At 56.5% G+C, this 23,896-nt stretch carries 22 protein-coding genes; 10 read left to right on the forward strand and 12 right to left on the reverse strand.

The features are described 5' to 3' along the window. Positions 1-235 precede the first annotated feature (235 nt). The 5 genes from C8J36_RS23785 (at position 236) to C8J36_RS23805 (ending at position 5,483) form a co-directional block, all read left to right on the forward strand. Entirely contained in the window at positions 236-1,837 is a 1,602-nt protein-coding gene (locus tag C8J36_RS23785; RefSeq protein ID WP_132537754.1) for an AAA family ATPase, read from the forward strand. Then, positions 1,830-2,924 carry a UvrD-helicase domain-containing protein gene (locus tag C8J36_RS23790; protein WP_132537755.1) on the forward strand — a complete coding sequence of 365 codons (1,095 nt, stop codon included), beginning with the start codon at positions 1,830-1,832 and terminating at the stop codon, positions 2,922-2,924. Before C8J36_RS23785 ends, C8J36_RS23790 begins: the two co-directional genes overlap by 8 nt. Positions 2,925-3,337: 413 nt before the next feature. Next, a complete protein-coding gene (locus tag C8J36_RS23795) occupies positions 3,338-4,909 on the forward strand; it encodes a patatin-like phospholipase family protein (RefSeq protein WP_132537756.1) in 1,572 nt (523 codons plus the stop codon). A 1-nt stretch (position 4,910) separates the two neighbouring features. After that, on the forward strand, positions 4,911-5,105 hold the full coding sequence (locus tag C8J36_RS23800; RefSeq protein WP_132537757.1) for a hypothetical protein: 195 nt from the start codon (positions 4,911-4,913) through the stop codon (positions 5,103-5,105). A gap of 3 nt (positions 5,106-5,108) precedes the next feature. Continuing rightward, positions 5,109-5,483, forward strand: coding sequence for a holo-ACP synthase (locus C8J36_RS23805; protein ID WP_132537758.1), 375 nt, complete (start codon positions 5,109-5,111; stop codon positions 5,481-5,483). Here the strand turns inward: C8J36_RS23805 and C8J36_RS23810 are convergent. Genes C8J36_RS23810 through C8J36_RS23830 form a run of 5 tightly spaced genes read right to left on the reverse strand, consistent with a single transcriptional unit; the run spans position 5,467 to position 8,806 of the window. Next, positions 5,467-6,501, reverse strand: a complete 1,035-nt coding sequence (locus C8J36_RS23810) for a nucleotide kinase domain-containing protein (protein ID WP_165915160.1) — start codon at positions 6,499-6,501, stop codon at positions 5,467-5,469. The genes C8J36_RS23805 and C8J36_RS23810 overlap by 17 nt on opposite strands. Next, positions 6,498-7,301: a thymidylate synthase gene (locus tag C8J36_RS23815; protein WP_132537759.1), complete on the reverse strand. Its 804-nt coding sequence runs from the start codon at positions 7,299-7,301 to the stop codon at positions 6,498-6,500. Before C8J36_RS23815 ends, C8J36_RS23810 begins: the two co-directional genes overlap by 4 nt. Beyond that, a complete protein-coding gene (locus C8J36_RS23820) occupies positions 7,291-8,157 on the reverse strand; it encodes an ImmA/IrrE family metallo-endopeptidase (protein WP_132537760.1) in 867 nt (288 codons plus the stop codon). The genes C8J36_RS23815 and C8J36_RS23820 overlap by 11 nt, the downstream gene beginning before the upstream one ends. Beyond that, the gene (locus C8J36_RS23825) at positions 8,129-8,497 is read right to left on the reverse strand and encodes a helix-turn-helix transcriptional regulator (protein WP_132537761.1); all 369 of its coding nucleotides are present in this window, start codon (positions 8,495-8,497) and stop codon (positions 8,129-8,131) included. Before C8J36_RS23825 ends, C8J36_RS23820 begins: the two co-directional genes overlap by 29 nt. A 3-nt stretch (positions 8,498-8,500) precedes the next feature. After that, positions 8,501-8,806, reverse strand: coding sequence for a hypothetical protein (locus tag C8J36_RS23830; RefSeq protein ID WP_132537762.1), 306 nt, complete (start codon positions 8,804-8,806; stop codon positions 8,501-8,503). A 140-nt stretch (positions 8,807-8,946) separates the two neighbouring features. Between C8J36_RS23830 and C8J36_RS23835 the strand changes: the two genes are divergently transcribed. Further along, complete coding sequence (locus tag C8J36_RS23835; protein WP_132537763.1) at positions 8,947-9,471, forward strand: hypothetical protein; 525 nt, start codon at positions 8,947-8,949, stop codon at positions 9,469-9,471. 27 nt (positions 9,472-9,498) lie between these two features. Then, positions 9,499-11,910, forward strand: coding sequence for a metallophosphoesterase (locus tag C8J36_RS25535; RefSeq protein ID WP_281029274.1), 2,412 nt, complete (start codon positions 9,499-9,501; stop codon positions 11,908-11,910). A 217-nt stretch (positions 11,911-12,127) separates the two neighbouring features. Here the strand turns inward: C8J36_RS25535 and C8J36_RS23845 are convergent, their stop codons facing one another. The 4 genes from C8J36_RS23845 to C8J36_RS23860 are packed head-to-tail and all read right to left on the reverse strand — an operon-like array spanning position 12,128 to position 15,750. After that, positions 12,128-13,369: a multidrug effflux MFS transporter gene (locus C8J36_RS23845; RefSeq protein WP_132537765.1), complete on the reverse strand. Its 1,242-nt coding sequence runs from the start codon at positions 13,367-13,369 to the stop codon at positions 12,128-12,130. A gap of 22 nt (positions 13,370-13,391) precedes the next feature. Further along, on the reverse strand, positions 13,392-14,153 hold the full coding sequence (locus C8J36_RS23850) for a glucose 1-dehydrogenase (protein WP_132537766.1): 762 nt from the start codon (positions 14,151-14,153) through the stop codon (positions 13,392-13,394). A 36-nt stretch (positions 14,154-14,189) separates the two neighbouring features. After that, positions 14,190-15,251 carry a PQQ-dependent sugar dehydrogenase gene (locus C8J36_RS23855; protein WP_132537767.1) on the reverse strand — a complete coding sequence of 354 codons (1,062 nt, stop codon included), beginning with the start codon at positions 15,249-15,251 and terminating at the stop codon, positions 14,190-14,192. Positions 15,252-15,285: 34 nt separating this feature from the next. Continuing rightward, on the reverse strand, positions 15,286-15,750 hold the full coding sequence (locus tag C8J36_RS23860; RefSeq protein ID WP_132537768.1) for a cupin domain-containing protein: 465 nt from the start codon (positions 15,748-15,750) through the stop codon (positions 15,286-15,288). A gap of 310 nt (positions 15,751-16,060) precedes the next feature. On the opposite strand from C8J36_RS23860, the gene C8J36_RS23865 reads away from it, so the two are divergent. Further along, positions 16,061-16,954 (forward strand): LysR family transcriptional regulator, encoded by an 894-nt coding sequence (locus tag C8J36_RS23865; protein ID WP_132537769.1) that lies wholly within the window; start codon positions 16,061-16,063, stop codon positions 16,952-16,954. Positions 16,955-17,022: 68 nt separating this feature from the next. Here C8J36_RS23865 and C8J36_RS23870 read toward each other — a convergent pair whose 3' ends face one another. Together C8J36_RS23870 and C8J36_RS23875 are read right to left on the reverse strand one after the other, a co-directional pair. Continuing rightward, positions 17,023-17,808 carry a carboxymuconolactone decarboxylase family protein gene (locus C8J36_RS23870; protein WP_132537770.1) on the reverse strand — a complete coding sequence of 262 codons (786 nt, stop codon included), beginning with the start codon at positions 17,806-17,808 and terminating at the stop codon, positions 17,023-17,025. Positions 17,809-17,873: 65 nt separating this feature from the next. Beyond that, a complete protein-coding gene (locus tag C8J36_RS23875; protein WP_132537771.1) occupies positions 17,874-18,860 on the reverse strand; it encodes an aldo/keto reductase in 987 nt (328 codons plus the stop codon). A 349-nt stretch (positions 18,861-19,209) separates the two neighbouring features. Between C8J36_RS23875 and C8J36_RS23880 the strand changes: the two genes are divergently transcribed. Both C8J36_RS23880 and C8J36_RS23885 read left to right on the forward strand, forming a co-directional pair. Further along, on the forward strand, positions 19,210-21,612 hold the full coding sequence (locus tag C8J36_RS23880; protein ID WP_132537772.1) for a membrane-bound PQQ-dependent dehydrogenase, glucose/quinate/shikimate family: 2,403 nt from the start codon (positions 19,210-19,212) through the stop codon (positions 21,610-21,612). Between the two features lie 47 nt (positions 21,613-21,659). Next, entirely contained in the window at positions 21,660-23,246 is a 1,587-nt protein-coding gene (locus C8J36_RS23885; RefSeq protein ID WP_132537773.1) for a carboxylesterase family protein, read from the forward strand. A 201-nt stretch (positions 23,247-23,447) separates the two neighbouring features. Here the strand turns inward: C8J36_RS23885 and C8J36_RS23890 are convergent. After that, a partial coding sequence (locus tag C8J36_RS23890) for a LysR substrate-binding domain-containing protein (protein ID WP_245506719.1) occupies positions 23,448-23,896 on the reverse strand: 449 nt, incomplete at its 5' end.

The raw sequence follows: 23,896 nt of genomic DNA on the forward strand, positions 1-23,896 counted from the left end.
GCAAACATGTCAGAAACGGGATGCTGTCGCCCGTCGAGTTCGAAAAGCAGCAGAAAACGTAACCCGAGGGTGTCTACGAAACGCGGGGCTATTCACCCTGACTATTCACAGTGACTTGCCAAGCTGCGATACGAAGGATTGGATCTGCCTGAGCGTTCCCTTGGGGTGAACCATACCGCGATTGGGTCCGAAATCGAAAAGGCGCTCTATGAAACCGGGAATGGAGGAGGACGGGATGATTCGAAAAATCAAGATTCAGGGTTACCGAACACATAAGAATCTGACGGTTGAGCCGAACCGGAAATTCAACCTGATTGTTGGAGCCAATGAGTCTGGCAAGTCAACGCTCATGGAGGCTGTCGCGCTTGCGCTCACGGGCCGGATCAACGGCCGCAGCGTCTCCGAGGAACTAAATCCGCATTGGTTCAACACAGCCGTCGTCGAGGAGTTCATCAAGAAGCGGGTCAGCGGTGTTCCAGTCAGTTTTCCGGAGATTCTGATTGAGCTGTATTTCGAGGATGTTCCGGAGCTGCAGATCCTATGTGGCGCAGTTAACACGCATGTGCCGACGACGGCATGTCCTGGCGTGAGCATACGGATTTCGGCGAATCCGGATTACGCGCCAGAACTAGAAGAGTGGGCCAAGGCTCCGACCTCTCTTCTCCCGGTCGAGTACTACCGTTGTGAATGGCGGTCGTTTGCAGACAAGGAACTAACGACCCGGCCGAAGGTCTTGGCCACTGCAGTGATCAACTCGCACACCGTCCGGACGTCATCTGGTATCGACTATCACATGCGCCAAATCCTCGGCGACCAACTAAAGCCTGCAGAGCGAGCGCAGATTTCGCTTGAATACCGCCGTGTAAAGGCTTCGATGTCCAACACTGCATTGCATGCCGTCAATACGAGGATGAGTTCTGTGCACTCGACTCTGCACAACCGGCCGATCGAGCTTGCAATGGACCAAAGCGCGAGAACGTCGTGGGAAGGTGTCGTAACTCCGCACGTGGGTGACGTTCCATTCAGTATGTCTGGTCAGGGGCAGCAATCGGCAATCAAGATCTCGCTCGCGATGAATCGGCACGCCGGCCGCGCCAAGTTCGTTATGGTCGAAGAGCCCGAGAACCATTTGACGCACACCAGCCTCGTCACTCTGCTTTCGAGAATCGAGTCACTTGCGGGTGAGCAGCAACAGCTATTCATCACTACGCACAGCTCATTTGTGCTCAATCGCTTGGGACTGGATGCCCTTCTTTTGATGGGCCATGATGTCACCGTCAAGCTCTCAACGCTCGACCCGGAGACAGTCGACTACTTCAAGAAGCTTCCCGGATATGACACCCTGCGCATCGTCCTTGCGAATAAGATCGTTCTGGTCGAAGGCCCATCCGACGAGATCGTGTTCGAGCGGATTTTCCGGGACCGGTACGGGAAGCTTCCGATGGCGTGCGGGATCGACGTCCTGAGTATGCGCGGCCTCTCGCTGGCTCGCGGTCTGGAACTCTGTGCTGCACTCGGAAAGCCGATAACAGCGTTACGAGACAACGATGGCATTGATCCAGATGAGCTTCGCGGTGCTGTAGGCAAGTGGCTAAAGAAGGGCGAACGCGAACTGTTCATCGGTGAAGTCGCCCACGGTGAGACGCTCGAGCCACAACTGATTCACCACACCGGTGAAGTTTTACTGCGGGACATTCTTGGGATCGCCGATCATGCAGACCTGCTGAAATGGATGACCAGGGAAAAGACCGAGGCAGCTCTTCGAATCAGCGCTTCAGACAAAGAGATTGTTCCGCCAGCGTACATGCTGGAAGCTGTCAAGTTTGCGCATGGCTAACCATCTGACGCTGGCGGTCGCAGGCTCTCGGAAGACACAAAGCATCGTTGAGCACTGCGCCTCGGTGTCACGTGAGCGCCGCGTGCTGGTCTTGACCTATACGCAAGCCAATCAAGAAGAACTGATCAGCCGGCTGAAGCAGTACGCAGGCGACCACCATCATGTCGAAGTGATGGGCTGGTTCACCTTCCTGCTACGACATTTCGCCAAGCCTTTCCTGCCGTTCAAGTTCGCCGGGAAACGTGTCCTAGGCTTCAATTTCGAGGGGCGTCCCCATCGCATGTCAACCGGCATTGGTCGATTTCTGGACTCCAGTGGCGCCGCATACGGATGCGAACTCGGTCGCCTCGCCCACGAACTGGTTGCCCAAAGTAAGGGGGCGCTTCTGAAGACGCTGGAGTGCATTTACGATGAAATCCTGATCGATGAGGTTCAGGATCTCAGCGCTCACGACTGGGAAATCATCGACGTGCTGCTGCATTCTTCGGTCGACATTCGCATGGTCGGGGACATCCGTCAGTCGGTGCTCGCGACAAATCCGCGTAGCTCCAAGAATGCAAAATATTCGTACGCGGGGTCGATCAAGTGGGCGCGCGAGCGTCAGGCTAAAGGACTGCTTGAAATCGCGGAGAGCGTGACGACTTGGCGGTGCCATCCCGTCATTGCGAAATTCTCTGACAGCATCTTCGACCCGTCTTGGAAGTTCCCCGAGACGCAGTCTGAGAACAGGACAGTTACGGATCACGATGGCGTGTTTCTGGTATCGACAAAGCACGTCACCGAATACGTTCGTCACTTCCACCCTCAGTGCTTGCGACACAGCGTCAATTCAGGCAAGGCCTTCGATCTTGACTACCTCAATTTCAAAGTGTCAAAGGGCATGACGTATGAACGCGTCCTGATAGTCCCGACCGAGCCCATCGCCAAGTTCATCGCATCTGGCGCCTATCTAGAGGCAAATTCCGCTTCCAGCTTCTACGTCGCAGTCACGAGAGCGGAGCAGAGCGTTGCGATTGTTCTAGATAAGGCAGGCTCGTCTTCGTTGCCTTTCTGGAATCCAACGGCGGCGAAACAGGAGGAGGTATAGGCGCCCTAGCCGGGTTCTGCAGGTGGTTTGTCTGGAAGGGTGGTCAGGTTGAAAGTCCTGGGGCTACCAACGCCGCTGGTCGGTAGTGTAGGGCAATGATCGCGGGGCCAGCATGCGCGTTCGCCGATCCACGTGGGGTTGCCGGACCTGGAAACAGCAACGTCTGGATATGAGAACGGGCCACTCGATCTTGTTGTTCGTTTCCGTGTGTGTTTGATCTATTTTTCCGTTCGCAGTGATCCACTTACGCCGGATAAAATTGGTGTTGCACAATTCACTACACCGGATCTGGTGGCTAACGCGACGGGCAAAACCGGTTAAAGCCGGCTGGAAATCAACACTTGATCTTCATAGTTCCGCTTCCACTTCTGTTTGGTAAACGTTCAACATCATAAACGAGCAGTGGAAAGCGTTTGACACATCGAATGTTTGTGGCGTTTGCCGGGGGCGGTGCGAAGGCCTTGATTCATCTTGGCGCTCTCAGAGCGCTGGAAGCAAAGGGTGTTGATTTCAGGGGGCTCTCTGGCACATCCGCTGGAGCTCTGGTTGCAACACTAAAGGCCTCGGGGTTCTCTGCAGATGAGCTTCTGAACCCCCTCGATAAATCTTCCGTCATCTCGCGGCTTGGTGAGATCAGGCCCTCCATCAAACAGGCGAAGCATCTGTTCGGTAGATGGGGATGGTGGAAAGTCTGGCTTTTTCGCACTGCGATGCCGATGTTGCCGACGATTTTATGCGTCTCGCTGGTCAGCGTTGCGCTCACACTACTCTTGGTCGGCGCGCTCCTGGCATGGGGTAGAATATATCTCGCCGCAGCTATTTTCGCTGCATTGATTATATTTCTTGGTTGCGTTGCAACGTCGCTTTTATCAGGACTCGCCAGATCGCGGGAGTTTTCCGAAGCCCTTGGCATCCTTCTCCAGCAGCGGATGTTCCCATCAGAAACGGGACGCGTCGTTCGAATGGGCGACTTTGGCCGCGATGGTCGGCCGATACTCAAGATCGTAAGCGCCAATCTGACGACGGGGAAGATGGAGCTTTTTTCTCCTGAGCGAACGCCGAACGTTCCGGTAGCGGATGCGGTCGCTGCCTCCATCTCCCTTCCGATCATATTCGAACCACTGATCATTGACGAAAACTTGCATATGGACGGGGGGATTGTCTCAAACCTTCCTGCCTGGTCGTTCGATGAAGAGCGTGAACTTGATCCGGATGCCATCACCCTCGCCATCGAGATCCAGACAGCCACGGAACGGCGTATCCTCAATCGGCTAAATTGGATGGGTGCCTTCATTCAAACCGGATTGTTCGGTTCTTCCGAACTTAACCTCCGTGCTGCCGGACAAGCTGAACGGCTCGAACTTTCAACAAGCCTGCATCTTCTCGAGTTTGATCTGTCCATTGACAGGGCCATCAAAGAGGTCCTGGACGCGGAAACGGCGGCGACGGCGAAGTTGGACAAATGGCTCTTTCAAACCCCCGAAACCTATGCTGAAGCCTGCCGTTTTACCAAAGGGCTTGTCGATGACGTCATCGAAGCGGCACTTGACCAGCGTAACCCCAAAGTCCGCGTTGCAATTGCGATCCCGGACGTAGGACATACGAGATCTTTGCGGCTTCGGTATTCAACTGGATATGAAGGTCATCATGATGAGCGGATGTTGATCCCAATCGATGGAACAGTAGCAGGGCAAGCCTGGAAGACTGGCGACAGCTGGTTCGAACTCGCTCCACTGTCTCCAGAGTTCAGTTTAATGGCCCCAGAACACCGCTTGCGTCGCAAGGCCCTTCGAAGTGATTTGAAATGGGTCCTATGCATACCCATTTCAATTGGTGATGGGCCTGTCCGCTTCGTGGTGCAAATTGATGGTGGACGGGATTTGCTCGAAGACGAAACTGTTGGTACGATGATCAACAGCATCGAAACCGATGTGAAAGAGTTTTTTGGTATGCTGGCAGACCGGTTCAAAGAGATGGAGGAATGAAATGGCTTTTAAAAGCGCAAGTTTTTCACCTCGCAGCGGCCCACCGAAATCCGGCGAGAAGGTTTCGTCTGCGATTGAGAAACATCGCCCAGCGATGGAGGTGATTTTGCAGAAGGCTCAGAGGGCTTCGGAGGAGCGACGCGAAGCCATCGACAAGATCAAAGATCCGGAATTGCGCAAGAGTGCGGCACGTTAGCGCGTGCTTCTTATCGGTATTGGTCTCGACCTCGTAGAAATCCCGCAGTTCCGCTCGCTCTATGCCTTAGACGATCTCGTCGTGCTGGGTCGAGTATTTACCGCCTTTGAGCTCAGCGAAGCCCTCAACAGCAACAGCCAAATCGACCGCTTGGCTGGTCGATTTGCTGCGAAAGAAGCTGTCCTCAAAGTCCTTGGCGGTCTACAGCAAGGCACGGCGATGACAGAGATCGAGGTTCGCGCGTCAGCGGGTCAGCCAACCATTCATCTTTCTGGCCAAGCGGCTTTCCGGGCTGAGGAAATGCGGATCAATTCCTGGCTTCTGAGTATCACGCACAGCCAAAACGCAGCAGCTGCGGTGGTCATCGCGTCAGGCTGACTTCTGCAGGCACCGTGAGGTTCCATTTGGGCGGGAAGAAGGGTTGCGGCGCGTCGCCGTGGTCGCGAAAGCCCTGTTTGATGCGGGTGCGGCCCGCTCGTCCAAGGATATCAGGATGCGACACCCGTGAATATTTGCTGATTTCACAAAATAAGTTCTGGCAGTCGATAAGCTGTAGGCGGCGACCGAATAAAGATTTGAAGTTCAGACCTAAACGCTCAAACTCTAGTTCCTGGCGGTCAGTCATGAACTCAATAATATCGGCAGGCTGCAGATTGTCGGCGTTTACGAAGCATTTTGAGATGCCGTCGAGAGCTCCGGGGCCGGCGACGACAAAGTCACTTTCTTCATGATGGATCAGCGACGAGTAGTTGAGATCGATCGTCAGCTGATAGCCGAGGAATGGACCTATCGATGGAAAGGCGGTCAAAATTTCATAGACCTGCTTCAGGGTTTGCGTTTCCTGAATGCGTTCATAAACCCGTTCCCGCATCATGAGTTCAAGAAGAGCCAGATGTCCGCGGTGCTTCACCCCGTCAGTCGGCCCCAATTTTACAGGAGGCATGATGTAGGCCGCAGAGTAAATTCGGCCTCCATTCTGCTGGGCTTTGGAGAGGACCTTATCGATCGCGGCAGGCTTGAATGCGTTCCATGTGAGCGCGCCCAATTGCTCGGTTAGGACCTCCCAGGTCTCGATTTTATTGAAAATTTTGAATAGGATCGTGCGAAAGAAAATCTCGTCGGGATTTTCATCGAGGTTTGGGTCGTAAATCACTGAGCGTATCAGGTATTGGCTGACACGATCAGCGGCTCGATAGGCGTTGGTGAACCGAAACTGCTTCAGGATTGGATCGTCGGTCCAAGGACCGAGCCGCCTCTCAATTCTTCGGAAATAGATTTCCTGCCGCTCCGCAGCAAATTGCCAATAGGCGTCGAAAACCGGCGTAACCTCAAGGCTCGAAAACCGGTTGGAGCCTATTGTGAATAGTTGCGACGCAAGCTTTCGTTCAGCAGTCACGCGAGAACCGGGGCGTTCTGCAGTTCTGCCTTGATAACGGCCATCATCGCAAGAAAATCTGGGTCCGTTTTTTTCAGATCGTCCGCTTGAGCGACGCCTACAAATACGTTGAGCCGTTCCATCTTCAATCCCATCTCATGCGCCATAAAACGACCAAGTCGGCTGAGGCCAAGGTAGTTTCCATATCCCTTTCGGATGATCTGCTGCGTCGCATAGAAGGCGTTGACGATCAAGCCGTTCGTTTCGGAAAACGTGAAGCTGACCTGCTGAAGGCATGGGAATTCTTGAAGCGATGTCCTGCTGACATCACGGTGTGGATCGAAAGTTGTCGCCTGCCATCTGGATCTGCGGCCGCTCGGACGACGTTCGTATTCGGCAAGGATCCACTCCAACTGATTGAAACCCTTGCCGCCGCCCTCAAAATCAATCAGGCGCTGGAAGTAGGAGCCTTTCTTGTTGTTTTGAGGGTTTAATTTTTGGATGCGTTGAAACGCCTCTCGGTACATTTCGAAGAACTCTGCGCGGTTGCCTTGCGCGAGCACATAATATCGTTCTGGAAAGATCGTGAATGCGACATTTTCACATCCCCGTTTGCCTGTGATTTCCAACCAATGATCGAGAGCTACTCGAATATTCTGGTTTTCCACGGGGTATCCGTCGTCATCAAAACCCGTGATTGAGAGTGTGAGTGGCGAGATCTCTGTGCAACCCGGTGCTGTCAGCTCAGAGAGAACATGCCCCCAAGCGATCGAAAGGCCGCTTGCCTCGATCAGGCGCGGTGATCCGGATTTAGTCATCATCTTCCTCCTCAACGTGTCGGTGTTTCATCAAGCCTTCGTATTCCGTAGGGCCGATACGGACAGTCATTTGACGCAGACCGGTCCGAACCTTCAATTTGGTGCGCGTTGTCGCTTTATAGATGGCAAAATCCCCGCCATCTTGCAGATAGTCCAAACCTTCGCCCTTGATCTCGCTGAGCTTGGGAAGTGCAATTCCATTGCCGATATCGAGGTCGACCGTGGAGGTCAGCGAGTGTCCGTCGAAGACCGGCAGGGCTGTCAGTGTGTCGTCTGCGATAAGAGAACGCCGTATTTGCTGAGGTTTCGTCTTCAATAATGTAGTCCGCTGCTCCGCATCTATGTGATGAAGCACATAGGTCAGATGAGAGATTAAGGTCCCGTACCCAACGCCGAATTCGCTTGCTACCGTTGCTATCTGCAGCGGTGATGGGGTCGAAATGTCCCATTTGCGGGAAGCGAACGCCCTCCGGATACCGATCGATGGCATCAGCAAGAACGACGAAAACGCATCAGCCAAGATTTCGTCTGGCTTATCAGACGACTTGCGGTCGTCCTCTTTAAGCTCGTCAATCGTCGATCCATGCCCGAACCAATGATGCCCGAGCTCGTGCCCACACGTGAAGGCGCGTCTTGGAACCGGCCGCAGCGACGATAAAAACGTGATCGCGGGAGGGCCCTTCTTGTAGAGCCCTTCCATACTGACCTTGAGAAAACGCACTCGCAAACCGAGCCGATCCGCAACCGTGTAAACGTCGATCGGATCGATATCGTCCACGCCGGCTTGATCTCGGGCATCGGCTGCGGCTTGGGATGCCTGCAGGATTAGATTACGCTTTGCCGTCATCAGAATCGTCATCCTTATCGTCACCCTGGATGACCGCAAGCGCGCGCATCAAACTGTTCAACGCATCTGGGCTTAGTTTGCTCAGTTCTCTGGCGGCAAGCTGGAGCTTTGGGTCAGAGGGGTTCATCTGATCCGGGCCTTCTCCCATCAGATAATTGATGGAAACCTCGTAGATTTCCGCGAACTGCGCGAGCTCGGTCGCTGACACTTTCCGATTACCGTTCTCAATCTCACTGATCGTCGGCCGGTGCATCTCTAGCATTTTCGCAGCCTGCCCTTGGCTCAGGCCTGACAGTTGCCGAGCCTCCTTAATCCGGTCCGCAATTCTTTTTTGTCTATCTTTTTCGCTCATGTATTACTCCGCCGCGACCGTAATCGGGGGCTTGCTTTGCTTCTTGGCGAGGACCAGGTTAACGCTTTCGTCGATAGTCAGGAGGGTTTTGCCGTCCAGCGTCCCGAAGATATGGACATCATTTGGAATGATGATGTCGAGCTTCTTTGCTAGCCAACCAGTCGCGACTGGCCAAACCGTACTGTCGAAGCTCTCCAGCACTTTTCCAGGAACATCGGAGCCCTTGAGTGCAGGACTTGAGCAGCCACTCAGCGACTGTACGCGATCGAGCACTTGCAGCAGGGCATTCTTGACTTCGTCTTTGGTCATTGGTACGAACTCCTTACCGACCCGTAAGATAATCCTACACAACCGAATTTGCAAGGGGGCGCCAAATTCCTCCTTGAAATAGTGACAGCACTCAAGTCTATCTTCTGCGACGCAGCCATAGAAAGAACCGGAGGAAGCAAATGAGCTTGGATGTAATTAAGCCCGAAACATTACTTCGGTGGCAGCAGCAGCAATTTCAACATGACAGACGCAACCATACCGACATTATTTGCCTGTCGCGCATGGATCGGCTCAAGCATTATGGTTTGCATTACGCCAAATATGCCGGCCGCGTCGCTTTGCATCCAAAAGATTTATCGGTCTTGAGCCGGACGCTTGTGGACGCTCTTTTGGTGATGCTCAGCGCTGCGAACGTTCTCTCTCAGCGGTTGGATCGTGATTTCCAGATGAGAGCCGATGCCAAGTTCGTCTACGGACTTCTGGAGGATATTGCGGATGCTTCCGGCAGGTTTTGCGATGCTTGTGAAAAAATCGACCACTTCGAAGAATTCCTCGCGATTGCAAAACAAGCCAATCTCGACATGCTCCAGTGGATTTTCGTTCTCGCTGCTGAGCACAAATTCGATCTAGAAGCACTAGTCCTGGTTCGCCGGCAACAGCTTACTGAGCGCCAGTTTCTCATCCCAGCCGATCAGCAGGGTTGAACGAATGGCGAGCGAAGCACGATTCTGATCCTCACCGATTTACACCTGGCAGGCATACTGAAGCGCGACGAAATCAAGTCGCCTTCGATTCCCAAGATCGAAAACCCGAGCCGGATTGCGGCCACGGGAGAATTGCTGAGTTCAATCGCTGACTATCTTCGGCGTAGACATCTCACTCTCGAGGCTGTGATCTTTGCCGGAGACGCGCAAGACAAGGGTTCGAAAGGCAGCCACGAGGCGGCATACCAGTCAATTGTTGGCGCCTTCCAAGAATTCGGAATCGACGCCGCCAAGATAGTTTCCACGCCAGGAAACCACGATGTTCTGAAAGGATCGCCGCCGGGCTCGACGGAACGTTACGCAGATTTTGCTTCTGTGTGGCGCGACAATGGATGCGTCGTTCCATGGATTGATGGCCTCGATCCCCAAAAGCCTTCAGATACAGGTCGACATCGCCTGGTCGCGGACGACGCTCAATGGGCCATTTACCCCTTAAATACGAGCAATTGGTCGCAGGTTCGCGCAAATGTTCCCAGTGACCTGGCAACTGTCTGGGAAGAGTTGCCGAAGAAGATGGCGCAAGGTAACGGGATCCTCGAGGAACAAGTGAAAGCGGCACTTGGGCGCCTTCTCGATTACGACATGGCGAATATCTCGAATGACCAATTGAAGGTATTTCGCCAGAGGGTCGATGATACACCGCAACCGACAGCGGGCTCGCAAGTCAGGCTGGCTGTCATGCATCACCATCTTCGGTCGCCAAGTTTTCGGGTGGAGTACAAACCTTTCGAGGGCATCACCAATCTCGAACAGTTGCGCTCCGTTTTGAAAGAAACGAATGTTGCTGCGGCGATTCATGGGCACAAGCACGAGCATAATTTTCGGTACGAGTACGTTGAATCGAACGATCCCGACATTCCTCACCGTATTGCCGTTGTGTCGGCAGGGACTTTTCAAGATGGCGCAGATCATGGCGCGGCGATGTTGCTAACCCTAAAAGGATTACCTTATACGCCGGAAATCTCGGTCGAACGAATTGACCTTCCCCGTATCGGGCTCGATTTGCGGGTTTCGGCGCCAGCCTCTCTAACATTATTGGGCTTGAAGAGTGTGCCGGGCGCTCCGGTCCTGGTCCAGGGATCAAATCTTGACGAGCTTTACGCGCTAGCTGCGAGAAAGGCGAGAGCCCATGTTGGCGAAACCCTGATCGTCCATTATGAGCCGACGGACGCAGGAAAGGGCTCGTTGAAACTACCTTCCGAATATCCTCGTTCGAACAGCGTGTCCGAGGAGGAGATGCAAAATTGGCTCGAAGATCTCGTAAAGTGGTGGCAACTTGAGCGTTCCAGCCGGGATAATGACTTTCCGTATCCTCATGGATCGCGCCTCAGGCTGTTTGGTGGAAAACTCAACCAGATTGATAGGATCGTGCGGCTCCTAAGTAGAGAACCGTCTTCTCGGGCACTCGCTGTGCTCGTTGATCCCCTTCGAGATTTCGACCGAAACGGTGAAGAAGAGGCATTTCCATCTTTCACCATGATGCAGGTTCGCAAGCGTGAAACGTCGCGTGACGTATACTCGGTCGATGTCATCGGCTTCTACAGGGCACAAGAATTTTCGCAGTGGTGGCCAGTCAACATGGCAGAGCTTCGACTGTTGCAGAGCGAGTTAGCAGATCAGCTGAAAGCGAGCCCTGGTATGATCACGACGGTGACCACCGACGCTCGGTTCAAACCGCAAGGCCCTGGACAGGTATCGGTGCCAGTTTTTGATCGATGGGTCGATCAAAGCCCCGAGAAGCTGTTTATGCTTGCGCTTACTCTATCGGGAGACACCAGAGATGAGCCGTTTCAGCGCCTGCTGTTACAGGAATGGGTGAGGTCGCTTAATGATATCAAAGAGGCCTCGTCTGCTCCAGATACCGATGGCGTTCTGATCCCAGCTGAAGGTCTCCGAACGCTGGTAAAGTACCTCTCGATGATCGCGAGAGAAGGCGATCGATCGGGTCTCGTCCAGCAACTGCAAAATCTACTGATGGTAAACCAGCATTTTCAACTGTCTAGGAAGTTAGAGCCGGATCGGCAAGCCTGGTCGCTCGCAATTGAACGGATCATACCTGCCATCATCGAGTTGGAGGAGGCCGCGCGCCGCTATGCCGCCGATCCCGCAACTGGCTGCCTCGTTGTGGAAGGCACGCGAAGCAATGATCCGGAAGCTCGAAATGCAGCGCTCGCCTGCAACATTGCGGCGGAGAATGAAATTCGCGACTATATCGCCACCCGTCATCCGAAAGCGGCTGAGCTTCTAACCGACTATGTCAGCACGACTATGTCGGGCCTTTCCGCGAAAGCGCGCAATGGAAATGACCGGGTCCGACTGCTAGCAACCGCTCGAATTGCCAGCTCGGTTATCGAACAGGCGCTTTCCAACTTGACCTAGGTGCAACACGCAAACGTTGATAGTCCGACCTGCAGTTTGAGGTGTTCAATCCGATAGGGTGCCATGCGAGGCTCACGCTCGGCTATTGGCCCAATCGTCACCTGCTCTCAATGACCACCGGTGAGGGCCAAGTTTCCGTCAAGGAAGAGAAATTGGCGTTTCGACCGAGAATCGTAATATTCGGGTCGGAGGTTCTCATCCATTCAAGGCGAGCGGCTTAATGGTTCAACGATGTGGATTCCAGCGTAGGCATTCTTATTAAGAATGCACATGCCAAGCAGCAAAGCGCGCAGATGGCAATCACTGCTCCCATTGGCCACGGGCTCCCCGTTGCAAATAGGCCAGCGACTGCGGATCCGACAACACCGCTGCCATACTGGATAGAACCCATCACGGCCGACACAGCGCCCGCTCGTGTCGGATAATCGGCAAGCGCACCTGAGATCGCGTTGGCGCTGATGAAACCGTTCATGGCAGTGAATAGCCATAGGCTCAAAGCCATACTGTAGATCCCGCCGATATCCGTCGCCGTGAAGAACGCGAGAAGCAGACCCGCCACGGCTGCCCCGATGGCTCCAAGCCTCAGCATCCGGTCGCTTCCGTAGCGCTCAACCAAGCGCGCGTTCGCGAAATTCGATGCCATCAGACCCACTGTGCCGATTGCAAACACAAGACCGAACATCTGCGGCGAAAGGTGGTGGTAGTCGATATAGGCGAAGGATGAACTTGAAATATTGGCAAAGACACCGGCGTAGAAAAAGCCCAGCGCTCCGGCATAAGCGAGAATCCGTTTCTCGGTAATCAATCCGCCATAGGCTGCAAATGCTGCGCCAAGGGTTTCGGTGTTGCGTCGATCTCGCGGCAGTGTCTCGGGGATCGTGAACAATACGACGAAGGCGACGAAGCCAACCAGCACAAGTGTCCAGAAGATCGCCTGCCACTCTGCTACCTTGAGGATCAGGCTTCCCACCGACGGCCCCAGCAGCGGCGCGACGGCCATGATCGTCATCAACGTCGAGAGCACACCAGCTGCGCGTTCCCGACCAAAGTGGTCGCGAACCATGGCACGGCCCAGCACCACCCCTGCGCATGCACCAACAGCTTGAAGGATCCGGAACGCAATGAGCTGGACGACGTCGGTAGATATCGCGCAACCTGCGCATCCGCACATGAACAGGACCAACCCGATGGCGACGGGGATGCGCCGTCCGAACCGATCGGAAATCGGCCCCCAGATCAACTGGCCAACGGCGAAGCCAACCAAGTATGCCGAGACCGTATACTGCAGGTTTCCCTGCGACGTATTCAGGGCGGCACTCATGCCCGGCATCGCAGGCAGATAGAGGTCGGTCGAAATCGACGCGAAGGCCAGCAGTACGCCCAGCACGGTCATGAGCCAAATCTCAGAAGCTTTCGAAGCTGGTTCTGGCCTTGGGATCGCGTCGATCTCATGTGTCATCGGATCGTATCCTCGTTCCCGCTCAGCGGACCGTATAGCCGCCGTCGACCGGGAGTGCGTGCCCGATCACGAATGTGGAGGCAGGGCTGGACAGCCACAGAACTGCGTCGGCGATCTCCTCGGCCGTACCGAGGCGGCCGATCGGAACGTCCTTCATCATCACATCCATGGCTTCCGGCTGCGTCTCGAGCATGGTGGTGACCATCGGCGTCGAGATGATGCCGGGGCAGACGGCGTTGATGCGGATGCCTTTTGGCGCGTATTCAAGGCCAGCACTTTTCGTCAGACCGACGACGCCGTGCTTGGAGGCATGGTATATGCCGCGCTCGGCGATGCCGACGATGCCACCCAGGGACGAGTTGTTGACGATGGTGCCGCTGCCCTGTTCGCGCATGTAAAGAAGCTCGTGCTTCATACAGTTCCAGATGCCGCGCAGGTTCACACCCATGACGAAGTCGTAGTCGGAAGCTTCGGCAAGCGCGGTCTCAGCTACGGGGCTCTGGACACCTGCGTTGTTGAAGGCTGCGTCAAGACCGCCGAAGGTGGCGATCGTCTCGGCAACCATCGCCTCGACCTCTGCCATGTTGGCGACATCGCAGCGTATCCCGATGGCGCGGTGCCCGTTTGCAACGAGTACCGCCGCAGCAGCCCTGACCGCATCTTCGTTGACATCTGCGAGCGCGACGGCAGCACCCGCGGCGGCGAACTTCTTCGCTGTCGCCAATCCCATGCCGGATGCGGCGCCCGTGACGAGCGCTACCTTGTTTTGAAAGTCGAATGTCATTTCTGGTTTTCCTGTCGTATCGACGTTTTGGTCTGACTACGGCGTCCGGGTCAGTTTCAGCAGCCGATCCGCCGACGGTCCTTCCGCCCGGGGGGATCGGTTTGTGGTGATCAGGTAGATGTCGCGGCCGACGGGCAGAACGTCGCGGATCCTGTCGCCGGACGTGAAGATCGGCTTGAGGGTCTTTGCCCGTTCGTCAAAAGCGTAAAGGCCCTTGCCGACGAGCGTCGCGACAAGCAGGTCATTGCCCGCGAATGCGATACCGGACGGCGCCCATGTCTGGTTGCCCGACTGAAGGAGCGGTCGCTCCATCCCCTGACCGCTTTCATCGCCGGAAATGATCGGCCAGCCGTAGTTTCGTCCGGGGAGTACCTGATTGATCTCGTCATGCGCAGACTGCCCATGTTCCGCGACGAACAGGCGACCTTCGGGATCCCAGGCGAGTCCCTGCGGGTTTCGATGGCCGAGGGAATAGACATAGGAGCCGGGATAGGGATTGTCGGCCGGGACCTTGCCGTCGATCGTCATGCGCAGAACCTTTCCTGCCAGGCTAGAGACATCCTGGGGGCGCTGGCGGTTCTCCGTCCATCCGGTCGTTACATAGAGACTTCCGTCTGGACCGATCGCGACCCGGCCGCCGCTGTAGAGACGGTGCCCCGGAATCCCGTCGATCAGAACCCGCGTTTCCAGCCACGAGTTTCCGTCGAAGCGCGCCTCGATGACCTTGTTCGCGAGATCGCCATGGACCCGGTAGGTCTGGTAGAAGTAGGCGATGCCGCTCGTGTCGAAATCCTTCGACAGCGCCATGCCCAGCAGACCGCCGCCCCCTTCGCGGGCGATAGGATCCGAAGTCCTGACAGGATGACGGGTCAGGCGGTCGTTTTCGATTGAGACGACGTTGCCTGCGGCTTCGGTTATCCAGATCCGACCGTCAGCTTCCTGTATCTCCCAGGGGTAATCCAATGTTTCGGCCGCGACGTCGGCTATCCAGTCCGAACTGGACGTCGCGGAAACAGGGGGCACTGGAAGAAGATCCTGCGCCCGAGCTTCGAACGATGTCAGAGCGGTTGCCAGGGCGAGCGCCCCGGTCAATGTCATTGCATGTCTCATCGAAGGATCCCCGGTTCACCGGTTAGTCGAGATATTGCTCGTCCGATACCTTCTCCATCCAGGAGACGTTCTTGCCGTCCTTCATGTTGGTGATGGCGATGTGGCCGACGCCAGTCGTTGCGGTCGCGCCGTGCCAATGCTTCACGTCGGGCGGGCACCAGATAACGTCTCCCGGCCGCATCACGCGCTTTTCAGCGCCTTCCTCCTGCACCCAGCCAGTCCCCGACGTGACGATCAGTATCTGGCCTGCGGGATGGGTGTGCCATGCCGAGCGGGCACCCGGGTCGAAGGTCACGTGGCCGCCCGTATGGCTCGTGTGCTCATTGTCAGAATAAAGCGGGTCGATCGCGACCAAGCCCGTGAAGGTCGCTTCGGGTCCCTTCATCGAAGGGCGCGAGCCGCCTTGCGAGAACTGTGATGTTTCGGCATGGGCCGATGTCGAAGCGAAGAGGGCGAGAGCGATGGCCGTTGCTGTAAACTGTTTCATTGATCGTCCTTCTTGTGCGGGTAAATGGGTGCAGTCTCAGGCCTTGCGGCCGGCCGACATGTCGAGGACGAAGCGGTAGCGAACATCCTTCGCCATGACCCTCGTAGCCGCGGTCGATCTGGTCGGGTTTGATCACCTCGACATCGGCCTTGACATTGCGGGCCGCGCAGTAGTCGATAGTAGCGCAGCACATTCAGAAGAATTAGATGTCCAATTCTGCATAGACATATGGGCACGGTACATAAATAGAAGATCGCATCGCTGCGAGATCCTGCTAGGATGACGCTCGATTGATGCGAGGTGCCCGTGAATGCTGCGTGAGAATGTCAACGATCTGCTCGCGTTTCTCGTAGTCGCCCGCGAGCGGAGCTTCACGAGGGCGGCTGCCAAGCTGGGTGTTTCGCAGTCGGGCTTGAGCCATACCGTCCGGGGTCTCGAGGAGCGTCTTGGGTTGCGCCTTTTGACGCGAACGACCCGCAGCGTTGCTCCTACGCCGGAAGGCGAGCGCCTGCTGACGATGGTCGGCCCACGTTTCGAGGAGATCGAAGGCGAGCTGATCGCGTTGACGGATCTGCGCGAAAAGCCCGCCGGAACCATCCGCATCACGGCCGAGGATTTCGCCATCGACAACGTGCTCTGGCCGAAGCTCAGCAAGGTGCTGCACGAGTATCCCGATATTAAGGTGGAGTTCGTCGTTGACTATGGTCTGGCTGACATCGTCGCTGAACGCTTCGACGCAGGCGTCCGGCTCGGCGAGATCGTATCGCAAGGGATGATTGCGGTGCGGATCAGTCCTGAACAGCGGATGATCGTTATCGGATCGCCGGACTATCTAGCACGCAATCCCGCGCCGATAGTGCCCCAGGATCTCACGCGCCACAACTGTATCAACCTCAGACTGCCGACCAAGGGCGGGCTGTATGTCTGGGAGTTTGAAAAAGACGGTCAGGAGCTGCGGGTGAGGGTGGATGGGCAGATGACCTGCAACGGCATCACGCAGATCCGTAACATGGCGATCGACGGGTTCGGCTTAGGCTTCATTCCCGAGGGGCTTGCCCAGCCCGAGATCCATGCTGGACGGTTGGTCGAGGTCCTAGGTGACTGGTGCCCGTACTACCCCGGATACCATCTGGTCTATCCGAGCAGGCGGCAGTCTTCGGCGGCGTTTAACGTGGTTGTTGATGCCTTGCGTTACCGCGGATAAATTTGGCTCGTATGAGGCGTGCCCGGTCCCAAGTATGATCGGACCGGGCACTGATTGTTACCATGCGGTCAGCTTTGGCGCTTTTCGAACACGTCTTTAAAGACCGGAACAGCGGACATCACGTTCGGCCAACCCGCATAGAAGGTTAAGTGCGTCAGGATCTCGGATGCCTGATCTTGCGTAAGACCGGCGCTCATAGCTCGGTCTAGGTGATACGGGGTCTGCGCCACCTGACCGGAGGCGACCAACGCGGTGACGGTGATGAGGCTGCGGTCGCGTGGCGCAAGCCCCGGACGAAGCCAAAGGTCCTTGAAGAGGACACCGTTCGTGTATTCAACGACGCCCTGCGACACCGGCCCAACATTCTGCTCGACGCGCTTTGCGCGCTCGGCGTCCGCCGTTTCATCAAGCGGAAGTGGAGCAGGGGATGCTTCGGGAAGCTGGTCAGCACCGATACCACGCGCGGCGAAGACCTGTGCAGCTACAGCAACCGCGCCGGTGGCATTCCCCCAGCCGGAATAGAAGGCGAGGTGGGTGATGATCTCCGAGAGTTCCGCAGGCTTGACACCGTTGTCGAGTGCCAGATTGAAGTGATACGGCATCTCGACTGGTTGGTTCCGGGCGATCAGGGCCGCGACCGTTATGACGCTTCGGTCACGCGGGGAGAGACCAGGACGCATCCAGAGATCGTCGAAGATAACGCTTTGCGTGTACTTGGCCAGAGCAGGCGAGACGGCCTGAACGTCTGCCATCGTGACGGGCACGGCCCCGAAGCGCTTTTTGTCATCATCGCCCAGAGCGGGGACCGAGGCGGCGAGGGTCATAGAGATTGCTGTGACGGCGAGCTTGTTCATTTCTGTTCCCTTAGATTGCGGCTTCGAGCGAAGCCGGAAGGTGATCAATTACGACCTCGACCTGCTCACCAGGCGTAGGCCTCAGGCGCGCCTAGTCCGTATCCCGGCCAAATCTCGTCTAGGCGGTCGAGCGTTTCCTGCGACAAGGTTACATCGATGGCTTGCAGGTTTTCTGTGAGCTGCTCGACGGTACGAGGTCCGGTGATGGGGGCGGTGACCACAGGATTTTGCAGTAACCAGGCCAGCGCAACATCCGCAGGCTGTCTTCCAATGTCCCGGCATAGCGCTTCGTAGGCTTCCAACTGCGGGCGGAACTTCTCGATCCGCTCCGTCACCTTCGGCCTCGAGCGGCGCCCGTCCGTAACCTTCTGCAAAATTCCTCCGAGAAGTCCGCCACCGACCGGGCTATATGGGACCAGTCCAAGACCGTAGTGACGGCATGCCGGGATGACTTCCAGCTCAATGGTCCGTGCTGTCAGGTTATAGAGGCTCTGCTCGGAGACCAGGCCGAGAAAGTTGCGGGACGCGGCCTTCGACTGAGCCGTCGCGATGTCCCATCCGGCGAAATTGCTGGACCCGACATAGAGAACCTTTCCCTGCTGAACGAGCAATTCCATTGCCTGCCAGATTTCCTCCCATGGTGTGTTCCGGTCTATGTGGTGCATCTGATAAAGGTCGATATGGTCGGTCTGCAGGCGGCGAAGGCTGTCCTCGCATGCCTTTCTGATACGGTAGGCGGAGAGATACTTGTCGTTCGGTCCAACCTCCATCGGTTGATAGACTTTGGTAGCGAGAACGATCTTTTCCCGGCGACTGCCCTGAGCCAGCCACCGTCCGATGTACTCCTCGGAGATGCCGTATCCCTTCTTCATGTCCGGCGCGTTCGGGCCGCCATAGACATCGGCTGTATCAAAAAAGTTGATGCCGACTTCAACCGCCTTGTCCATGATCTGGAAGCTTGTCGCTTCGTCGGTGAATTCACCGAAGTTCATGGTTCCGAGGCAGAGCGGGCTGACTTTCAGGCCTGTCCGACCGAGATATCTGTATTCCATGTCAAAGCGTCCTTATTCTCGCATTTTCGATTTCCTCAAAGCGGCGGTTTTCACCCGCGATGGAAACATCGGAAAGTGGAGAGATATGTGGGACCTGTTTGCTCCACGATTAGAGGCTGAATTCCGATAGGAATTATGCAGTGAGCCCATGAATGGGGATCGCCAGTTGATTCTCGGGCAACAACATAAAAACTACGCGACATGATTTACTAAGAGCGGGTGGCCTTCGGTACTCTGTCCATGAATCGTGTTCATAAGTGTAATCGATTTGGAGCCGATTATCTGTGCGCCGCGCCGCGCTACTCTCCCCCTTTCGATCTTACCAGCATCATTTTCGGAAGGCAGCCGCATGACACTCCAATCTCCGCCGACGAGTAGAATCGCCATCTGGTTCAGGCGGCTCTACTCGGCGGTCCTGCTCGTCATCGGTTTCGCGTTGATCTGCGGGGGCGTTCTACTTACCTACGAAGGAGGGTCTCCCTACTACTGCGTTACCGGATTAGCCGTCGTCGCTAGCGGTGCGTTGCTGTGGAGAGGCGACAGGTGGGGCGCTTGGATTTATTGCGCGATGCTTGTTGCAACAATTGCCTGGTCAATCTGGGAAGTGGGATTCGAGCCTTGGGAACTGGTCCCACGCCTCGTTGCTCCCTTTGTTCTCGGCTTTGGAATGTTATTCGTGTCATTCGACGCCCAGGTCGTCGTCACGGGTCATCTGCGTCGTTTTGGTGGATGGCCCCCATTCGTGGTTGCAGCGGTTCTCGCGGTCCCCGTCGGTGCGGGGTTGAACGCGCTTGGTCCTGACCGACCTGCTGACCCTATGTGGCAGACAGGCGGACGTGTCCCGGTCCCTCAACCTCTGGCACAGCCGTTGGCGACCATTGCCGGCACTGACTGGCGCCATTTCGGCAATGATGCCGGAGGCACGCGCTTCAGCCCATTGCGAGATATCAACGTCGACAACGTCTCAGGACTGCAGGTCGCGTGGGAAGCGGAAACGGGTCCGGCAATCCCAGGGCCGACGGGCGGCCTCGAGGCGACCCCGATCGTCGTGGGCGACACCGTCTATGTGTGCAATGGCTACAATTCCATCGTCGCTTTCGATGCCGATACGGGACAGGAGCGCTGGCGTCATGCAATGACGGGGAGCACCGAGTCTGGCAAGCCGTGCCGCGGTGTCTCCTACTACCAGGTGCCGAATGCGACTGGTCCATGCGCGGAACGCATTTTCGCGCCAAGCCAAGCGCCAGACCTGATTGCCGTCGATGCGCATACCGGGCAATCATGCCCAGGCTTCGGTCAGAACGGCCACGTGTCCCTGATGGACGGGTTGGGCGAATTCTCTTTTGGCCTTTACTATCTGAGTTCCCCGCCGCAGGTCATTCGAGGCAAGGTCGTCGTTGGCGGTGCGGTCCTCGACAACCAGCTCTGGGGCGCTCCTTCGGGCGTTGTGCGTGCCTACGACGCTGTGACAGGAGAGCTATCCTGGGCGTTCGATGTCGGTCGTTTGGACCGCCGCGGTGCTCCGCCGGAGGGCGAAACATACACGCTCTCGACCCCCAATAGCTGGGCCCCAATGAGTGCCGACGAGACGTTGGGCCTCGTCTATTTCCCGACCGGGAACTCGTCCCCCGACTTCTTCGGTGGAAACCGCCGTTCGTTCGACGACGAATTCAACAGCTCCGTCGTTGCCGTTGATGTAGCTACGGGCGCGGTCCGGTGGCACTTCCAAACGACGCATCACGATCTCTGGGACTACGACGTGCCATCACAGCCCACGCTGGTGGACATGCCGACGGCGAACGGCATAAGGCCAGCCTTGATCCAACCCACCAAGCGCGGTGAGATGTTTGTTCTCGATCGCGAGACTGGCGAACCGCTCAAGCCGGTTGAAGAGCGACCCGTCCCGCAGGGCGGGGTGGTCCCGGAAGAACGCCTGTCGCCAACCCAGCCGTTCTCTGTTGGCATGCCTGCCTTCCGCGGCGCGGATCTGCAGGAGAGGGACATGTGGGGCATCACACCGATCGATCAGATGTTGTGCCGCATCACGTTCAAGAAGGCGCGCTACGAGGGCACGCTGACGCCGATCGGTCTTGATCGGCAGACTGTTGTCCAGCCGGGGTACGGCGGCGGGGTGAACTGGGGAAGCATCTCGGTGGATGCCGACCGCGGCATCATGCTGGTGAATTCCATGCGCCTCCCAATCCTGACGCAATTGCTCACCCGCAGCCAAGCCGACGAACGTGGCTTTAAGATCGTCAGCGGCAAAGGGCCAAACAGCGGTCCTCGTGGCCCGATGATCAACACGCCCTACGCGGTACAGATCGCACCATTCCTCTCGGTGCTTGGAACGCCATGCACGGCGCCACCGTGGGGCATTATGAGTGCGGTCGATCTGTCGTCCGGGCGAATGATCTGGACAAAGCCTTTCGGTACCGCTCGAGACTCCGGCCCATTTGGCATCCCGTCGGAATTGCCCGTCACCATGGGCGTGCCCTTTTCCGGCGGCACAGTGACGACACGGGGTGGACTCGTCTTTGTCGCGGCGTCTGTCGAACAGGCGATCCGGGCATACGACTCGTCGACCGGGCAAGAGGTCTGGAAGGCTCGGCTTCCTGCAGGTGGGCAGGCAAGTCCCATGACTTACAAGTCCCCGAAAAGCGGACGGCAGTTCGTGCTGATCGCGGCAGGCGGAAAGCCCTCGCTCAATACCAAGGCAGGTACGAAGATCATCGCCTACGCGCTGCCCCAGTGACGACGACGACGACTAGGTCTAATCTCAAATTTCAAAAGGTTTTAAGCATGACCACACTTCTCAAGCGCTCCGCAATTGCGGCCGCACTTTTCCTAGCCAGCTCCATTGGATCTGTCGCCGCCGACCAGCCCACATCCGCCGTCAAGATTGATAGCGGGCCACTTCAGGGGGTGGATGACGGAACCTTGCGGTCTTATCTCGGCATTCCTTATGCCGCGCCGCCTGTTGGCGATCTCCGCTGGAAACCTCCGCAGGCACCCGCGGCATGGCGGGAGACGTTCGACGCTACGAAAGTAGGGAGCTCCTGCCCTCAAAATGCAAATCTGGGGGCGTTTGCAACGCCGGGCGGGAAGGAGGACTGCCTCTTCCTGAACGTTTATGCGCCACGCACGATCCCTTCAGGACGCGCGAGCCTTCCTGTCTTCGTCTGGATCCATGGCGGCGCATTGTCCGTGGGGCAGTCGGATGACCATGATCCCCGCAAGCTTGCGCTCGAAGGCCGCGCTGTCGTCGTCACGCTGAACTACAGACTCGGCATGTTCGGCTTCTTCGCTCACCCCGCTATCGACAAGGAAGGCCATCCGTTCGCCAACTACGGACGAATGGACCAGTCGTTTGCGCTGGATTGGATTCAGCGCAACATCACGGCTTTCGGGGGCGATAAAAGCAATGTCACCATCGCGGGCGAATCTTCAGGCGGCAGCAGCGTCATAGCTCATGTCGTATCGCCATGGTCCACGGGCAAGTTCCAGCATGCGATAAGCATGAGCGGCGCTTCCGAGATGATCAAATATCCCAACTTTGCCGGTGTCACGCCGCTCGATGCTGCTGAACTCAAAGGAACGAATTTCGCAAATGCTGCGGGCTGTTCCGATCAGAGCGCAGCGTGTCTGCGCAGCCTCACCGTCGGACAGATCCTTGCGTCAGAAGGGCCATTTCGAAGCAATGGTATCATTGATGGGGATTTCTATCCGACTGCGCCCGGCGAAGCTCTAAGAGCTGGCAAATTCAACAACGTTACCCTGGTGAGCGGCACGACGCGCGATGAAGGCACTTTCTTCGTCGGTTTCCCTGAAAATGAAACAGGGCAACCGATGACCGAGGAAGGTTTTCCAAAGGCGGTAGAGGCGTTCTTTAAAACTGCCCTCACGCCCGCAGTCCTCTCAGAATATTCAACTGCGAACTACAACTCGCCAAGCGAGGCTTATGCGGCAGCAGTTACCGATTACCTGTTTGCTTGCCCGGCTCTTGCTCTCAATCGATGGGTATCTGCAAAATCCCCTGTTTACGCATATGAGTTTGCCGACAGGACGGCACCATCCTATCTGAAGCCCACGACCTTTCCATTAGGGGCTGCCCACACCTCCGAGCTGCAATATCTCTTTCCAGGGTATCATGGTGGCGCCATGGGTCAGCCAGTTACGCTGAACCCTCTCCAGGAAAAGCTTTCCGACGAAATGGTCCGATATTGGACGACTGTCGCAAACGCCAATCAGTGGGAGCATTGGCCAAAATACGACCCTAGCCAGCAGAATGTGCTGCGTCTGAAGTTGCCATCATCACAAGTTCTTCCACCTGGCCGCTTCGTCGCCGATCATCATTGTAATTTTTGGGATCAGCAGGGAATTTATTGATCGACAACGTTGCCACCAGTCACGATGGGACACCTAAGATTGTCGGAGGCTCCAACGATAACTGCCGTCGAACCTTCTGAAATCGATGCGAGACACTGCGGCGCAAACTTTCGGACGCGTCGCAGCTCCTGCTTAAGAAAAGCCCCCCGCAACACCGTGACGATTAAAGAACCAAGACGGAAGCAGGTTTCTCAACCTGGGTCAGCTTCTGTACCGTAGCGCCTCGACCAGAAGTGAGAAGGCTGCGGAAGACTGCCTTCTTGTCGGGTAGTACAGGTGATAACCGGGTGTCGCGGGGAGCCAATCTTCCAGCACGCTGACTAGCCGACCCTGCTCCACATGCGGCTGGGCAAGGGACTGTGGCACGTATGCTAGCCCACAGCCGTCAAGTGCTGCGGTAAAGATCTGATTAGAGCCATTGAAGGCAAGCTGGCCTTCTACCCTCACACGCAGCGACTTGCCGTCTTTCTCAAATCCCCAAGCATAGAATGCTCCGTTCGTCGGCAGCCTCAGATTGATGCAGTTGTGATTGGTGAGATCATGTGGCGACAGCGGCGTATCCATCCGGCGAAGGCCGCAGAGCTTATGATTTAGGCTGGTCCGCCATGATGCGTTCGATCCTTTCCGGATCACATTGCTCGTCGATAAGG

The sequence above is a fragment of the Rhizobium sp. PP-F2F-G48 genome, assembly GCF_004342335.1.
Classification (GTDB): Bacteria; Pseudomonadota; Alphaproteobacteria; order Rhizobiales; family Rhizobiaceae; genus Ferranicluibacter.

Excerpts from the sequence above, each read along its gene's own strand:
- C8J36_RS23875 (WP_132537771.1), bottom strand. The coding sequence starts at position 18,860 with ATGGAATACAGATATCTCGGTCGGACAGGCCTGAAAGTCAGCCCGCTC.
- C8J36_RS23835 (WP_132537763.1), top strand. The coding sequence starts at position 8,947 with ATGAGCTTGGATGTAATTAAGCCCGAAACATTACTTCGGTGGCAGCAG.
- C8J36_RS23865 (WP_132537769.1), top strand. The coding sequence starts at position 16,061 with ATGCTGCGTGAGAATGTCAACGATCTGCTCGCGTTTCTCGTAGTCGCC.
- C8J36_RS23815 (WP_132537759.1), bottom strand. The coding sequence starts at position 7,301 with ATGATGACTAAATCCGGATCACCGCGCCTGATCGAGGCAAGCGGCCTT.
- C8J36_RS23880 (WP_132537772.1), top strand. The coding sequence starts at position 19,210 with ATGACACTCCAATCTCCGCCGACGAGTAGAATCGCCATCTGGTTCAGG.
- C8J36_RS23850 (WP_132537766.1), bottom strand. The coding sequence starts at position 14,153 with ATGACATTCGACTTTCAAAACAAGGTAGCGCTCGTCACGGGCGCCGCA.
- C8J36_RS23800 (WP_132537757.1), top strand. The coding sequence starts at position 4,911 with ATGGCTTTTAAAAGCGCAAGTTTTTCACCTCGCAGCGGCCCACCGAAA.
- C8J36_RS23825 (WP_132537761.1), bottom strand. The coding sequence starts at position 8,497 with ATGAGCGAAAAAGATAGACAAAAAAGAATTGCGGACCGGATTAAGGAG.
- C8J36_RS23870 (WP_132537770.1), bottom strand. The coding sequence starts at position 17,808 with ATGAACAAGCTCGCCGTCACAGCAATCTCTATGACCCTCGCCGCCTCG.
- C8J36_RS23885 (WP_132537773.1), top strand. The coding sequence starts at position 21,660 with ATGACCACACTTCTCAAGCGCTCCGCAATTGCGGCCGCACTTTTCCTA.
- C8J36_RS23790 (WP_132537755.1), top strand. The coding sequence starts at position 1,830 with ATGGCTAACCATCTGACGCTGGCGGTCGCAGGCTCTCGGAAGACACAA.
- C8J36_RS23860 (WP_132537768.1), bottom strand. The coding sequence starts at position 15,750 with ATGAAACAGTTTACAGCAACGGCCATCGCTCTCGCCCTCTTCGCTTCG.
- C8J36_RS23830 (WP_132537762.1), bottom strand. The coding sequence starts at position 8,806 with ATGACCAAAGACGAAGTCAAGAATGCCCTGCTGCAAGTGCTCGATCGC.
- C8J36_RS23820 (WP_132537760.1), bottom strand. The coding sequence starts at position 8,157 with ATGACGATTCTGATGACGGCAAAGCGTAATCTAATCCTGCAGGCATCC.
- C8J36_RS23855 (WP_132537767.1), bottom strand. The coding sequence starts at position 15,251 with ATGACATTGACCGGGGCGCTCGCCCTGGCAACCGCTCTGACATCGTTC.
- C8J36_RS23845 (WP_132537765.1), bottom strand. The coding sequence starts at position 13,369 with ATGACACATGAGATCGACGCGATCCCAAGGCCAGAACCAGCTTCGAAA.
- C8J36_RS23785 (WP_132537754.1), top strand. The coding sequence starts at position 236 with ATGATTCGAAAAATCAAGATTCAGGGTTACCGAACACATAAGAATCTG.